The following is a 16,498-nucleotide window of genomic DNA, read 5'->3' on the forward strand; positions in this document are numbered from 1 at the left end:
ATAGCTTATCTGATAATTGGTTGGGTCAAGAATATACCAATTGGCTGAGTTGAGTAAAAAGCCCCTACATCGGTGAGGTGCCGATGCAGGGGCTTTTGAATAGGGATAATTAAGTTTACTTGGTTGCTTTGATCAGCTGGTATAGAACTTTTGCGGCAGCTTCTCGAGTAGTTGGCAGATTAGGGTGGAAGAAGAATTGTCCCTGCTGCTCAACACCTTGCATTAATTCTGTATCTGTTACGGTTTGAATACTTTCTTGCGCATACTGGCTGAACTGCGCCACATCGCCATATGGCTTTGCGGGAGTGCCGCTGGTTTTAGTGATGTGCAGCAGTTTGATTGCTCTTGCCAGCATGACTGTCATATCCTGACGGGTAATTTCATCATTGGGTTTAAACTTTCCTGAATAGCCTGTAATGAGACCAGCCTGATAAGCAGCAGCCACATCTTGAGCGAACCATTCATTACCCTTGATGTCGTCAAAAGGAGTCTTCGCCGTTTGCTTATTCAAACCGATTGCGTTCACAAGCATAGCGGAAAACTGTGCACGAGTGACAGAGCTTTTCGGCGAGAAGGTCTTGGTTGAAGTTCCATTCAAGATAAACTTGTCTGCCAAGGTTTGAATTTCAGTGCTTGCCCATGATGTTTCAATATCAGTAAAAGCTACATGTCTAGTCGCTACCGCATAGGTAGAGAAGCCTGGGCGGTTGATTGTAACAATGGTCGATCCGTCATTTGCTTTTTTGAATTGGGCAGGTACAGGGTATGCCTTATCTCCTTCGATATATAATGCACCTGCATTGCTTGCATCAATACCTTTATCCAGTACGAAGGATCTCCGAACGATTTGATCAGGAGAAAACGAGATTGGAGTTGATGCTCCGTTGACAATACTCGATGCTTCGAACAAGTAAGGCGTTCCAAGAATGGTAGCATCCGCGAAGCCTTTGGCAAATAGAGATTTGCTGTCCGCAGCCGGAGAAATGTCGAGCGTAAAATTAGAATTTGCAGCAAGATCAACTAAGGATGATAGTGGGATAGAGACAGTCGCATCGTTCCATGAGAAAGCGATCGAGCTTTGTTCTGGTGCTGATTGCAGCAGCTTCAATTGTGCAGCTGTAACCAAGAGATGTGCCTTAATTTCAGATGAATCTGTAGAATCTGCAACGATGCTGAAAACTAATGGTGATTGCTTCATAGCGTCTATAACCTTCTGAAGCTCGGCATCGGTAAAAGTGACTTCTGTCTGATCTCCTTGTGTTGTTGCAACTCCAGTCAAGGATTGGAGTGTTTGACCTGGCTGAACAACAGAAGTTAGATTTTCCTGAGTTTTTGCAGGTTCAGGAGTCTTTGTAGGTTCTGGAGTAGGTGTAGGAGTACCACTATCAGTTCCTCCGGTGTCTGGGTTAGTTGGAGTTCCTGGACTCGGACTTGCAGTCGGTTCGGGATCAGGAGATGGACTCGGACTTGGACTTGGACTTGGACTTGGACTTGGACTTGGACTTGGACTCGGGTTTCCATTTCCTGGATTATCATCATCACCAGGACTCGGACTCGGAGTTGGATTCGGATCAGGACTCGGAGTTGGAGTTGGAGTCAAATCCGAAGTATTGTCCACATAGACCGTTTGGCTAATGCTCTGGGCATCTGCTATTTCAAAAGAGTCATCATATCGAACGGCTATAATCGATATTTTGTATTGTCCTTCAGGAAGCTGCTTGATGATAGGATTCCCATACTCATCTACTGTGCCGTCGAAATAGCTTCCGTCAATATTCTCAAACGTAAACCTTCCTACAGGAAGTGGCTTCAACAAATTAGCTTGAACATCTACGTCTAACCATTGGGAAATTCTCCCAACATATCCTTCATTTAATCCGGAGACTTCAACTACCATGAAATTCATTGTATCATCCATTAGCGTTGCTGACATGTCGATTGATGCATCGGGCATAATCTTTTTATTCGTTATGGATGGATTCTGCAGAGCAAAATCGCTATCGGCTGCATCATCGCCAACGTGGATGACAAATGGCAAATGCAGGGAAGGAAGACCTGAACTCTGTAATAAAATCTCACCTTCATATACGCCATGAACAGCGCTGCTCTTAGCTTGCGCCGAGAGGGTGAAACGGTAGTTTGAGTTAGCAGCTACACTAATTGTGGAATTCGCGTTCAATCCCCCTAGTGCCATTACAATGTTATTTACGTCAGGTGTATCGATTGGGTCAGACGGATCCGACGTAACTTTGTCATGCATAACTACAGATACTGAATAAGTCAGTTGGTTATTCGAAGTGTTCTTAAGCTGCAGTGGTTTAGAGATGGGTTCATCTGCCGGGTTAATGGCTCCGAAGCTTAAGTTACTTCCTTGGCTTTCCATAATCGTGGGATTCATCTTCTCGTCATAAATGGTAATAGGATCAAGGGATTCTACGATAGCTGGTGTAATAAGCGCATTTGCGACGTTGGCACGGCCAGATCCTTGAGAATAAACATCGTACTTCGTCCCATAAGTATCCGAGATTACATCAGATGTATTGGCAAGCGCAGCACGAATATCCATAGGTGACCATTTTGTGAGCGCGTCTTTGTGTGCTTGAATGACTAGCAAAGCCAGACCGGCTACATGTGGGGCAGCCATACTCGTTCCGCTAGAGCGGTGGTATGCATCATCATAGTTTGGTTCTTTCCCTTCAAAATAGTAGTCATATTCTGGGTCGCCATAAAAAGCGCCATATTTAGGTAAAGTGGAGAGAATGTTCACACCTGGAGCACTGATATCTGGCTTAATACCGTAATTTTCGTCAGAGTTGGGACCGCGAGAGCTAAAATCTGCAATTGTATCTCCATTCAATTCTGACATCGGGAAATCTGCGCCAAATGTAAATTGCGTAGGCTGATCCGTATGCGCAATGATTTGTCTTGCCAGAGCGCGCCCTTCATATCCGGACATATCAAAAGCTGGAATGTGGTCATAATTTTCGCCAAGGTATGCCCCTGCCCCTATTGGACCGTCTCGACCAGAAACATGTTCAGCTAAATCTGCAACTGTAGAGCCGCCCACGGAGTTGCCGTTAAACACGATTACGGCCTTTGCTCCGTGCCTTTTTGCGATTATCACTTTGTCCTCGAATGCTAGATTGCCACGTGAGATCAGGGCTACCTTGCCTGTAGCGTCGGCTTTTTCATAATCCTCCTCATATCCCAAGCCTACGTATACGGCTTCCAGAGGATCTGATCCGAGAATTTCGTGGAAATTTGTTTCTTTGCCCTTCCATGCCATTACACTAAGAGAATAAGTGGCATCCGTTACTGAGGTTGTAAAGTTTGCGTCATAATGAATGCTCTTGCTTGTAGCAGCAGCAACAGAGATAGCAAGCTGCGCACTTGCTGGAGAGCCGATCGAATAATAATAGAATCCATTGCTTCCGGCATTCCCGTTTGCAACAACGGCTGTAACGCCGGAGAGAACAGCATTGTTTACTGCAATAGAATCAGGTGAATTCGGATCCTTCTCCATATCGGAGCCTAATGATAGATTAATAACGTCCATATGATCCTTAATGGCGTGCTCGATACCATCAATAACCTGCGCTGATGTTCCAGAGGTTTGGTAAGCATCTGTTTGTTCGTTATGAGTTTTGCCCAGCACTTTATAGGCATACAGATCTGCCTCGTATGCTATGCCCTTTTGGACGAAATCGGATGTCGTATTCTGCGCCCTGCCTACAATTGTTCCAGAGACGTGCGTTCCGTGACTGGTTCCTTCATACCACCCGAACAAATCGGGAGCTTCTTCGTAAGGGTCGTTGTCTTTATAGAAGGAGTCGTACCCTCCTTTGTAAGCATCCTTCAGATCAGGATGTGTATAATCGACACCGGTATCGATAACGCCTACCTTCAAGCCTTTGCCGGTAAAGCCATTTTCCCAGGCTGTATCCACTCCAATTTGTTTAAGAGGTTCGATATCAAATTTGATATCTGAAGGGTCATCGGACTGAGGTGAATCAATCAATGGAATCGGATAATAAGTGATATTCTTACTGATTGCTTTGACACCGGATATTAGAGCCAATTTTGGAATTTGATTAGCCGCAATTGTAACTTCCATCCCGTTGAGTACAGTGTCGTATTGATAGTTGATTTTCATTGCTAAGCCTTTTGCGCTGGCAGTACTCAGGAAGGATGTTTGCTCTGTTTGGATTGCCATTTCCGTCGATTGTGCCGAGAACGAGCGCTTTGAAAGGCTTGCGGAGTATTTGGCTGCGGAAGCCGGTTGTCCACTAAGCTGTACGATTACGTTAACGTTTTTGGTAGATGTAGTATCGATTTCAGGATCAACGCTGGCTTTGGTATTGCTTGGAGCATTGATAGCAGCTTGCGAATACTTTGCTGCTCCCAGACTAGCGGACATGGACGCAGGAATAACCGAATGTGTGGGATTAAGCAAATCTGTGATATTTAGTGATGTATCAGCCGCGTGGATAGATTGGTTAAATGGCGTAGTCATTAGTACGATAGATGTTAAGAGAGCAACAGATGTTTTAATCCATATTTTAGACAATTTCTGATTCCCCATTTCCTAGTAATAAAATCTGTTTGTTTATTGAATGATAGAGATAGCATCTACTGCAATGTAAGTGCCGCTAGACAGAGGGTTTTTCGTTCCTGCATTTACCACTTTCAAGGTGTGTGCACCAGGAGTAAGGGTTGCTGATTCGAAAACGGTAGAGCGGTATTTGGTAGTGGCGCTATACATATCAATTGGATTAGGAGTTACAAGCACATCGTCGATATAAATGTTTGCTTCGCCGCGGTTTGTTCCTGTATAAGCTATCAGCTGCACCTTCGTGCCCTCGAATTTGAACTGAGCAGAACTGCCTGAGGTTTTTGTGTATTTGGCTATTCCTCCGAAATTTTTCAAGCTGAAATTAACAAGCCAATCACCGGCGAAAATTGTGGTAGGGTCTTCCTCTTGAATTAATTGGGAAACGGTAATGGCATCCATATTGATGAAGGTTGTGCCGGATTTTTTGGCATCCGGGTCGGATTTGCCTGTCCAAGCAATTGTTAAAGTGTGCTGCCCGTAAGGAATCATCTTCTCTAAGATTGATTGCTTGGTTGATGAAGTTTTGCTGAATAAAGAAGGGGAAGCCACTTTTATGCCATCAATATAAACGTCAGCAATTCCTTGTTTGTCGTTTTTTGAACCGATCCAATTGATATAGCTGCCGACGAATGCCATCTCAATTGTACCTGCATGATCGATTTGCTTCGCTGATTGACCGGAATAGGCGGCATCAATAGCTTGTGTCCAAGGGCCATTAAACACTACTGAACTACTGGTATCTTCATAGATTCCATTGTGATTATCCGTCTTGACGGTTAATGTATACGCGCCGCTGCCTTTATAAGCATACAAATCGAGATAATAGGTTCCGCTCTCGGTCACCTTATAATTAATCGATTCTGTTGATGTCTTCTCGTTTTCGGAGAACGCTATGATTCCTTCTCTAGAATTAATCGAACTCGTAGAAGGAGCGTATAAGTAAAGGTCGAAATCGGTACCATTGTCCGCTGTCATAGAGAAGCTGACATTCTCCCCAGCATGGAGATCCACAGCATAAACATCGTTCTGGTCTGTTTTCTCATTTAGGCGGTTGCTGATGCTATCGCCAAAGAATGGAGTACCGGGAATTTCGTCGTCAGAAAGAGCTTGGTAGGCATTAATCATGCTTCCGCTGGCAATTCTGCCTGTCAACGAACTAAGTCGAGTGCCGCTCATCATAATACGTTGTTTAATGGCTTCAGCAGTAAGAGTAGGATCTTGACTTAGCACGAGCGCCGCTACACCTGATGCATGAGCAGCAGCAATTGAAGTGCCTCTTGAAAAGGCGTAAACGCTTTTCGGGTACGGCATAATAAATTGCAGATTAATTTTGGCAATAGCGGGGTCTCTTGAAATGACCCAATTAAAGCTGTCTATATCATCGTCATTGTGAAGATCATAACTCACTCCATCATAGATAGTGCCGGAAACGCCTTCTATGTCCGCCCACGTAAATTCTTCTTGAAAAGCAAGATGGAGGACATCGTTTACGAAGGGGGAATATTCAATATTGTTGAGTGAGTGAGACCCTGTAAGCAGCAAATGTCCGCCGCCTTCCAGATACTTCTTTAAGTTCTCTTGATCGTTTTCAGTCAAATTGTTGAGCTTATCTCTTGCTGCCAAGCCTGTAAACCAAACCACTACTTTGTATTTCTGCATTGTGGCTAGTGAAGGTCCATCTCCGGCTTTTGGTGCCGAAATAACTACATCCTCCGAACCATCTGTTAAATCAATTCCTTGATAGTCAGCTAGCAAAGCTTTATATGTGGATAATTTTGGGTCGCTTGCATAGGGGGTCATGTTGGAAAGATCATCTTGAACGAGGAGAATATTGGTATCCATATCCTCCTTGGTAGCGCCAAGGTAATTCATTGCTCTGTCGTAAGCATCTTGTCTTTCGTCTAGGTCAGGGAAATTTTCAAAGGCAATTCCGTTAAAAATAGCCTTGCCGCCAGACGTGCCGTAGTCAATTTCTGCTGACAGCCCCGGATTGTTAGTTGGGATGGTACTTAAAACCGCTTGGCCAGGTGCTGCTACGTCGACGGATTTAACGCCGATGTTAGCGCCCTCTCCAATATTTCCCGTATTGTCCACCGATGTAACTGAAAGAATATTAGGACTGTCATAGGAAGCTGGGTAGGCAGGTATAGAATCTGTATTTACGCCATAGTTGCCGGCAGCTGTTACAAATAACATCGTAGATGCATCTATAACATCTTTTAAAGATTGGCTTTGATCGAACATTTCAGCGCTGATATTGGCGATTTTGGCACCGTTACGCTCGGCATACTCAATAGCTTGTATAAGATCAGATTCTAAACCGTAATCAGGTCCTAGAAACTTAAGCGGCATGATCTTAACGTTTGGCGCAATGCCTGCAATACCAATTCCGTTATTCATTGAGGCAGCGATGATGCCCGCTACTATGGTGCCATGGAAGTCTCCATCAACTGGGTTGTACAGCTGGGGGTTGTTGCCTATGAAATTCCACCCGTTGATATCGTCGATGTAGCCGTTGTGGTCATCATCTATATTGTTGTTGGGATAATCCTTCTTGTTGGTCCAGATATTATTTGTTAGATCAGGATTATCAATAGCAATGCCCGTATCGATGACTGCGACGATAAGATCGCTGCTGCCTTTCGTAATAGTCCAGGCTTCAGTTGCCTTAATATCAATACCGGGAAGGCCTGGTTCATTTTGCCCTGCAGGGTCCTGTCCTGTGTTCAAAAGTGCCCATTGATTAGCGAAATAAGTATCATCCGGGGTACTGCTGGCTTTTTCAAGCATATGGTCAGGCTCTGCGTACTGGACATTGGGATCACTATTAAGCTGTGTGAGTAATTGCTCTACGTTAGTAGATTTTGGCAGGTTTACGATTAGAGCATTGATGCTGGGCACCTTAATACTTTTCTCCAAAGTACTGGGGTCGAAGATTGGAGTCGACGTCGAGCTGAAGCCTTTCTTATATTTCACAATGACTCGGCCATCAGTGAAAGTAGAGTTTCCTGCTGATGGGGCTACTTTCGCGACTACGCTATCTTTATTGCTGGATTTTGGAGTGATTTGAATGACATTATCCTTGGGGGCTGTTGCTGCAGTCCATTCACTTTTCCTGGGCTTCACCGTGGTGTCCTGAGCGAAGGTGGTGCCAGTCGTACCAATTAAGAGCGACATAGCGGCGACTATCATTAACGACTTCTTTGAAAGTTCTTTTCTCAAGTTGTTTTTCCTCCTGATTTGCAATAGTTTGCTAGTTTAAGATTTTGAGATGATTAAATTCAACAATCAAATCAATGTTAGGATATATAACATAAAGCTATAGAATTGCTTATTCTGCCTACTCTTCGGTGTCACATCCTCTATCAAATTTTACAAATCTAGTAAATTTGTTGTATGCTTATTTGCTAGAACGACTTGAAATTTACTATTAACAACCTCCTAATAAAAATTAATGTAAGGACTTGTTACAAGTTATGTTAGATATAATAGCATGATTATTAAAAAATAAACAGAAAAATATAACATATTATGTTATATAAGGTGACGCGTTTATGTAATAAAGTGATGACGTAGTAGAGGGGTAAACTCATTTGGGTGGCTAGTTTAATGTTCTAATAGGATGAAAGGCTGGGGGAGAGGTTGAAAAAAGAGCTGAATAGTTATCTTATAGACTCTCGGCATTAGAGGGTTTTTTTATAATTATGGTTTGTTGGCGATCTTACTTGGACAGCATTGCTTTCCCAAAAAAAACGAACCAATTCAAAAGACTGCCTCATTGTATGGTGCCTTCGTCTATCTTATTATTATAACTGTAGATCTACGAAATCAAGACAATATCGGGAGGGTGCAATACAATGAGGCTTAAGAAAAGAATAATAGTCGGCATATCTGTGATAGCGGCAGCTTCTACTGTTTTGACAGGTTGTTCGGGGAGTAACGATACCAGCTTTGAAAGTCCAAAGGCAGAGGTAACGGCGAGTGCAGCCACCGAAACGGCGGTGCCTCAAGAGAAGACCGAAGTGCTAAATGAAGGTAAGCCAATTACATTAAAGGTAGATTTGCACAATTACACACCAACCTTGAATACGACTAAAACTAAAGAAAATCCGACAGTAAGAGTTGCTTCCCAGAAAATAGCAGATGCTTTTACCAAGCTGTACCCAAATGTCACGATCGAATGGGTTCGTGATCTGGACAAGATGGATACTGCAGCAAAAGCTTCATTTTATAGGGCTAAATTAGCTTCAGGAGATGCTCCCGATATTGGGTTTACGCTTAACCAATTTCTCAATGATTCCTATTATTTGCCGCTGGACTCAGCATTGGATCAATCCAATATCTTCGTTAAGGATAATCAGCATTGGAAGGATCAGTTCCCTGAATATCTTCTAAATGATAAAACGGTTGTTAACGGGATTATGGATGGTAAGAACCAAGCGGTCGCGATCCCGCTTACTTTATTCTCGGGGCCTCCAACCGCAATTTACTATAACAAAGATATTTTTACCAAAGAAAGTCTGCAGGAACCAAAATCATTTAATGAATTTCTCGATGATGTCAAGCTTTTGAATGATAAAGGGTATACAGGCTTCGTCCCTTGGACTGCGATAAAGGCTATTTACAATTGGGCATTCCAGTTTAATTTAGGTCCCTACTATACTAAGAAAAATGTATTTGATAAAGCGGATTATAATAAAGATGGCAATTTTGATTCCGTAGAAGTGGTGCGGGCTACGAAAGAAGGTTTGTTCTCACCGGTTCTTCACGATTATGCAAGAGACTTAAACCAGAATTTCAAGAAGATGTTTCAGTTGGCGCCAGCTAATTGGGAAACCACGGATTTTACAAAATCCTGGACAGACGGCAAGGTAGCTATGAAGGAAGACGGCACTTGGAGTATTGCTCCAGAAAACGCCAATACAGACCGGAAATTCGAGTTCAGCTTGTTTCCGCCGCTTACCCTAACCGAGAAAGAGTCGAAGTTTGTTGCACCGGTGGAATTTACTGAAGAGGGACCTTATCAGCCTGCACCGGCAGTTGCCTTGAACATTCTCAAAAAATCAGTGGAGGATCATGGAACAGAGCAGGTAGCAGTTCGTTTTCTGCAATTTATTACTGTTCCAGATAATCTTTCACTAATCGTGGATGAGGATCAAACGGCCCTTGGAGCGGTAAAGGGAGTGCCTGTACCTGCGAGTCTGCAGGATTGGATTAAACGTCCGTTTCCCAAGACTCCGGCGTTGCCATGGTCAGTCAGCTTGGACAGCGAAGCGAATACCCAATGGGTACAATACACAAAAGCATGGATTGATGGAAAGCTGACAGATGACCAATATTACACCAAACTTGATGATTTGACGAATAAATCGGCCGATCGGACGATACAGGCACAGAAAATCGATACAACAGGTTGGAATATGGTAATCAAGTAAGGCAAAATGATAACATTATGAGTCTGCCGACACACTCGTCGGCAGACTTTTAACAAGGGTGTGAAAACTTGAACACAAAAAAATGGGCTGCAGCAATCTTTTTCGTTGGCATTGCTTTATTGGTTGCAGGCGGAGTCAATGATGCTGTTACCGCTTCCCGTTTCCATTTCGAAATAAGCACTTCAACTAATTCCGTTCAGGAAAAAGGAATTACTCCTGTGATGATTAAGGTGCGGGTGATGGATTCGGCAGGCAAACTAAGAATAGGTGACCGGATTTACGGACTGACCACGTATGGAACATTAAAGGCTGTAAGGGTATTGACTGATTCAAAAGGTGAAGCTGAATTCATTTTTTATCCCTCCCAGACCAATTCCGTTAATCAAGCACAGGATGATTTGCTGCATTTTTATGATGAGACTGTCTCGAAAGTCATTCAGATACCGCCGAAAGCTTCCTATTTAATTAAGATAATGAAATCTGAAACAGATCAACCGAAGAGGATTACTTCTGACGCATTTTTTTGAAGTATAAAACCTTGAAACAAGGAGATTTAACATGAGAGGATTGTTATTTCAGTTTAGAAATTCATTGCCGGCCTACTTACTGCTAAGCCCATTATTTGTTGGTTTGCTGCTGTTTGCCTATTATCCGCCTGTGAGCAGTTTTATACATGCTTTCAGCGATTGGAATATCTATGGAGAGACCAAATGGATTGGCCTGCATAATTTTAAGATGCTGTTTCAAGATCCGATATTCGTACACTCGATACCCACTTTGTTTTATTTACTCATCCCTTCGCTGTTTGTGGCCATTGTTCCGCCGTTTATTGTAGCGGAGATGATTTTCTCAGTGCGCAGAGTGGGAATTTCCTATTGGTATAGAGTGCTGGTGTTGATACCTATGGTGGTTCCAGGTACAGTTGTGCTGCTCATTTGGCAATATATATATGATCCACAGAGCGGATTGCTTAATACACTGCTGCATACGTTTGGATTTCCAGAGGATTATAAGCCTGGTTGGCTGGGAGATTCCCAATATGCTTTGTTTAGTCTCAACTTTCTGGGATTTCCTTGGATAGGTGGAACCTCCGTCTTGATTTATTTGGCAGGTCTGATGAACATTTCCAAAGAAGTCATCGAGTCCGCGGAGCTGGAGGGTGCGAGCTTTCTGCAAAGAGTTTGGCACATCGACATCCCGAGTATCATGGGCCAGGTTAAGTTTTTTCTTATTCTCGGTATTATCAGCGGAATGCAGGATTACAGCAAACAATTGGTTTTGACACAAGGGGGACCCAACTACAGTACGATGGTTCCGGGTTATTATATGTACAGCGTAGGCTTTTCTTTTGGGAGAATGGGAGAAGCCTGTGCCATTGGAGTAATGCTTTTTGTTGTTATATTCTTTTTCAGCCTGCTTGGCATCAAATATTTGAAAATGAATGATTAGGGGGGAACCAATTGAATCGGAATTATTCGCCTAGGCGCGAGCATAACATCGCTCAAATGCTGAATCATTTGATTCTTTGCCTGCTTATGATGCTCTTGCTTTATCCGCTTGGCCTCACAATGTGGGGGTCCTTGAAAGGAACTTTAGAGTTTCAGAATACTCAGTGGTATCCAACACTTCCGTTATGGATTGAGAATTATAAGGAAGCTTATCGGGCAATTTGGCGCTATTTACTCAATACCATCATAGTGGGTGCTGTTGGAACGGCTGGTCTGCTTCTCCAGGCTTCTGTTGCGGCTTTTGTATTTGCAAGAATGAAATTTCTTGGTAAAGAAGTACTGTATACATTGGTCATTTCGTTAATGATGGTTCCCAGTATATTGTCGCTTGTTCCGCTGTACATGATTTACAAGTCGCTGAATTTGTTAAACTCCTATTGGGCATTGATCGTACCCATGTGGACGACTGGACCTATTTTTGGCATATTCCTGCTGCGCGTATTTTTTGCTGCCATCCCGGAAGAAATTTTCGAAGCCGCGCGAATAGACGGTTGCGGCCCGGCAGGCCTATATGCACGGATATGTGTTCCACTTTCTTTATCCATATTAGGAGCCTTGTCTGTCATGAGCGTCATTGGAGCCTGGAATGACCTGCTCTGGCCGGTTATCGCTATATCTGACAACAAATACATGACAATTTCTGCTGGTTTGGTTAATCGCTTTGTTGGAAGCTCGGCCATGGGAGGCAGCTCTACCAATTATCCAATCCTATTCTCAGGATATTCACTTGCTTCTTTACCGTTAATCATTTTATTCTTATTCACGAGCAGAACTTATGTTCAGGGTCTCACATCATCTGCAGTGAAAATGTAGCAGTAAGAAAAAACCGCCCATGGTATACTAATCGGAAAGGGGGATTCCAATGTTTCGACTGCTTATTGCTGACGATGAAGCCAATATAAGGGAAGGACTTGCCAAGCACAACTGGTCGGCACTAGGAATCGAGCCGGTTTATGATTGCAACAATGGATTGGAAGCGCTTCGTTATATTATGGAGAACCCTGTCGATATCGTTCTAACGGATATTATGATGCCTTTCATGGGGGGATTGGAGCTTTCCGAGCAAATCAACCAGCTGTTCCCGTTTGTGAAGGTCGTTATTCTTACGGGTTACAATGATTTCGAATTTGTGCGTTCTTCACTCCGAAGTGGTGTAGCGGATTACCTGCTTAAACCAACTCTGCAGGATGAGCTTGACCGTGTATTCCATGGAGTCGTAAATGAACTGCAATTGGAACAATCGCAGAAGACCGTTTTGCTATCCTTAAAGCGTAAAGCTTTGCTGCTCCAACGCAAGGAATTTCTACAAAAGCTATTGTTTATGCCGCTATCCGCTGATGAAATCGAATGGGGCTGTGCGGAAGGAAGCATTCAGTTGAATGCTCCTGACTTCCGGGTAGCGGTCATTCAGTTAGACGGAAAGGTGAGAGCGGATTATTCAATAAAAGATTGGGAGCTGATTCTCTTCGCTTTTGAGAATACCCTTTCGGAGATTTGGGATGAACGCGGGCATGGGTACCATCTGGTGGAAGCCGAGACCGGCTTATGCCTGCTGCTGACCGCAGGTGATTCAGATAAGCTTCTCCTTCGGGCGGAAGATATCAGGAATCATTTTTACCGTTTCCGCGGGTTGTTTAAATCTACCCTTTCGATTGGTATAGGAGAAACGGTTTCTCATATTTCCGAGGTTCTATTATCTGGTGAGCAGGCAGAGCGGGTTTTAGCGGCCGAAGGAGAAGAACGGCTTTCCGTTTATGAAATTAAAGATGTTCCTTTTATGGAAGCTTCAGGGAGTGTACAGCAGGATTCAAAGGTTGAAGCAATTGAATCGGAAGGGCATATCATCTCGGCCGCGAAACAATATATCCAAAAACATTTCAAAGAGCCTATATCTCTGAAGGAAATATCTCAGCAGGTTCATGTCAACAGCTCCTATTTAAGCTATCTGTTCAAAAAATCGCACGGTGAAAACTATGTAAACTATTTAACTACCTGTCGAATGGATGAAGCCAAACGGTTATTAAGCGATCCGCAATATAAGATTTATGAAGTATCCGAGCGGATTGGTTACCGGAACACCAAGCATTTCTCGATTATTTTCAAGAGATACACCGGATTAACACCTTACGATTATCGTAGCGGCAAGTCGAAAACTTAACTATTCAGCCAAAGGTGTGTTGATCACAGTGAATTTCTTTACCCATAGAATCCGAATTGTCGGAATTTCATTGTTGCTTTCATTCGCTGCAGTTCTTGTTTTTAACCTTCATGGTGGTTCTCAAGCTAAGGAAATTTACCGTACAATTAATACTCAAGCTCAGAAAACGGTGACAGAGCAGGCTGAATATAATGCCTTGGCTTTATTCAAAGAGCTTGAAGCGCTGTCCTCACAGCTGAAGCGGCCCGAATTTACCGTGTATACTACCGATTTTCTTAACCTTGTAAGCTCCAAAGATGAACCTGAGCTAAGAAAGGATCTTAACAACCGCATAGATAAGCTGTATATGGATCCTGAATTTGTCGATAAGCTGTACATTCTTGGAGCCGATAGCAGTCAAAAAAGCTTTGTAAGCAACATTGGATCAAAAGCAGTATTAGATGAAAATCCGCCTTCGATCGAGGATCTGGAGTATGCGGGTTTATTGGATATATTCACTAATAATGGCACTGGAATTCCGCTGTATTTCAATCAAGGAGAGTTAATAGCCAAGATATATAAAAAATGGAACAGCGCTACGGATCAGCAAATCAAACGAGTTACGGCTTTTGCAAGGCAACTGGAAGGGAAGCTTCTTCTGACGAACAGGGTAAACTTTTCACTGGAGCTGCTTGTGTTGAGTTCGGATATGTTTGAAAGGTTGATTCCGGAGAAACAATTTCCCGACGTAGTTTTGTCGGTTTCCACACAGGAAGGAAAGCTGATTTGGCATAATCAGAACGAATCCGCAGTGAGAGCCGATTGGTTGGAATATGTAAAGCTATTGTCGCCCTATGGGCTCAAGATGACTATCGCCTTCCATTACAATCAGCACGCGATTTTTTCTATCCTACGTACCTATGCTGCCGTTTCTTTGGTGGTTATAGTGGCTTCTCTGATGCTGTCAATATGGATTTCCGGTAAAATAGTCTCGCCGATTGTTGAATTGTCCAAATTCATGCAGCTTGAAGGCGGAAAGCTTCCCTTGAATATTGTTCCGGAGAATTGGGCGGGGAAGCAATGGCTGCCTCATCTGTCTGTCCGTTTAAAGGTGCTTTATTTATTCATGCTTTCAGTAGGGCTCCCGATTATATTTGCTATTATTTTCTATTGGCAGCTTTTGAATACTTTTTCTAACCATCAGCTGCAGAGCTCTATGGAAAGAATCACGGATCAGACCGGGTTGACGGTTAGCAACGAGATGCAGCGCTATGAACGCATGGTTCAGCAGCTGTCGGAGAATGCAGATTTGCTCAGCAGAATGAACCGGTCTACGGACGTTTTATCTGGCGGGACGGCACCGAGTGTGGATGGGCAATACGATTATACCACTCTTGGCGACTTATCCTATTTTGTCTTGTTTGATTCTCTTGGCAGAGTAAACTATTCCTCTATATTCTCAGATTCTCCTGCTTTATTTCATTTGGAGCCTAGTGTTTTTAGTAATGACCCAGACCAGGACCTGTTATGGCAGCCACAAGGACCTGATATTTTTCGTAAGGATACGTTGAAAATTGTCGGAAATCTCTATAAAAGCGGACAAAAAAATTCGGAAAGAACCGGATATATTCAAATTGTATTAAAGCCGGACGTCTTCCAGTCGATCCCGCTGCCTGCCTCTGTCAATTGGAAGCTGTATACCAATCTAGATCAATTGTTGTACGACGTCTTCAGCACGAAAAGTGAGCTGTTAAATGAACTGCGGAATTATACTTCCGTTAATCGAAGTATTGCCGGAACAGACAGAAAGCTGGTGCTGCAGTATCCGAAGGATTTAAGCAATGATTTAAGAAATCGTCTGCTATTAACGGATTTGGTGGTACTCCTGACTGTTTTTGCCGTGTGCATGTTAGCAGGTCAAGGAATGTCTCATATAATCGTAAGGACGATCCGCAAAATGCAGATCAGGATGGATCAAATGTCGGATAACTATTTGCAACCCAAATTTCAATATCGCTCCAATGACGAGCTAGGGGTACTAGTTCAGAGCTTTAATGAAATGATTTACAAAATTAATCTATTAATGAGGGAAAACATCGAAAGCCGGACTCGGGAACAGACGATGCTCATGCTGAAGTCGCAGGCGGAATTAAATATGCTGCAGCAGCAAATTAACCCGCATTTTCTCTATAACACTTTGGAGTCGATCAACATGGAAGCACAGGCTAGCGAATCGCCGAAGATAAGTACGATGGTCAGCGCTCTTGCGCAGATATTTCGCTACAGCATCAGTAAGGGACCGGAGTTAGTGCCGTTAAGCACTGAAATAAAGCATACGCAAAATTATATTGCCATTCAACAAATTCGCTTTCGCGACAGATTTTCCGTGGAATACCAGATATCTGAAGAAGTGTTATCCCAGCCGGTTTTAAAGTTTATTCTTCAGCCCATAGTAGAGAATGCGATCCAGCATGGATTATCTGAATATACATCTGGCGGTGAACTCCATATTTCGGCAAAATGTGAAAACGGGTGTATTCAAATAAGGGTTGCCGACAACGGAGTTGGAATGAAAAAAAACCAAATACAGGAGATACATGAGCGTATGCAGGTAATGGACTTTCAAGCAGCGGATGACAAAGTGCCTACAAGCCGATCCGGCTACGGGATGGATAATGTCTTTCGCAGGCTGCAGCTCTATTACGGAGGAAAGGCCGAATTTAGAATCGAAAGCAAGCTAATGAAGGGGACAACCATTGTACTTATAATTCCTTTTCATATGGATATGAAGAATTAGAAATGGGGG

Annotated in this window: 8 protein-coding genes; 6 read left to right on the plus strand and 2 right to left on the minus strand. The window is 43.3% G+C overall.

The genetic code is table 11. The features are described from left to right. Window positions 1-115 precede the first annotated feature (115 nt). On the minus strand, window positions 116-4,567 hold the full coding sequence (locus tag EHS13_RS37345; RefSeq protein ID WP_162462942.1) for a S8 family serine peptidase: 4,452 nt from the start codon (window positions 4,565-4,567) through the stop codon (window positions 116-118). Between the two features lie 39 nt (window positions 4,568-4,606). Then, complete coding sequence (locus EHS13_RS03825; protein WP_155699094.1) at window positions 4,607-7,834, minus strand: S8 family serine peptidase; 3,228 nt, start codon at window positions 7,832-7,834, stop codon at window positions 4,607-4,609. Window positions 7,835-8,469: 635 nt separating this feature from the next. Here EHS13_RS03825 and EHS13_RS03830 point away from each other — a divergent pair. The 6 genes from EHS13_RS03830 (at window position 8,470) to EHS13_RS03855 (ending at window position 16,489) form a co-directional block, all read left to right on the plus strand. Beyond that, window positions 8,470-10,047 carry an ABC transporter substrate-binding protein gene (locus tag EHS13_RS03830; protein WP_155699095.1) on the plus strand — a complete coding sequence of 526 codons (1,578 nt, stop codon included), beginning with the start codon at window positions 8,470-8,472 and terminating at the stop codon, window positions 10,045-10,047. Between the two features lie 68 nt (window positions 10,048-10,115). Beyond that, window positions 10,116-10,574 carry a hypothetical protein gene (locus EHS13_RS03835; RefSeq protein ID WP_155699096.1) on the plus strand — a complete coding sequence of 153 codons (459 nt, stop codon included), beginning with the start codon at window positions 10,116-10,118 and terminating at the stop codon, window positions 10,572-10,574. Window positions 10,575-10,605: 31 nt separating this feature from the next. Continuing rightward, window positions 10,606-11,496, plus strand: coding sequence for a carbohydrate ABC transporter permease (locus tag EHS13_RS03840; protein ID WP_155699097.1), 891 nt, complete (start codon window positions 10,606-10,608; stop codon window positions 11,494-11,496). 11 nt (window positions 11,497-11,507) lie between these two features. Beyond that, window positions 11,508-12,368: a carbohydrate ABC transporter permease gene (locus tag EHS13_RS03845; RefSeq protein WP_155699098.1), complete on the plus strand. Its 861-nt coding sequence runs from the start codon at window positions 11,508-11,510 to the stop codon at window positions 12,366-12,368. 49 nt (window positions 12,369-12,417) lie between these two features. Then, window positions 12,418-13,713, plus strand: a complete 1,296-nt coding sequence (locus tag EHS13_RS03850) for a response regulator (protein ID WP_155699099.1) — start codon at window positions 12,418-12,420, stop codon at window positions 13,711-13,713. A 28-nt stretch (window positions 13,714-13,741) separates the two neighbouring features. Then, window positions 13,742-16,489: a sensor histidine kinase gene (locus EHS13_RS03855; RefSeq protein WP_155699100.1), complete on the plus strand. Its 2,748-nt coding sequence runs from the start codon at window positions 13,742-13,744 to the stop codon at window positions 16,487-16,489. The last annotated feature ends 9 nt before the right edge of the window (window positions 16,490-16,498 follow it).

It is taken from the genome of Paenibacillus psychroresistens, assembly GCF_009728935.1.
GTDB lineage: Bacteria > Bacillota > Bacilli > Paenibacillales > NBRC-103111 > Paenibacillus_AC > Paenibacillus_AC psychroresistens.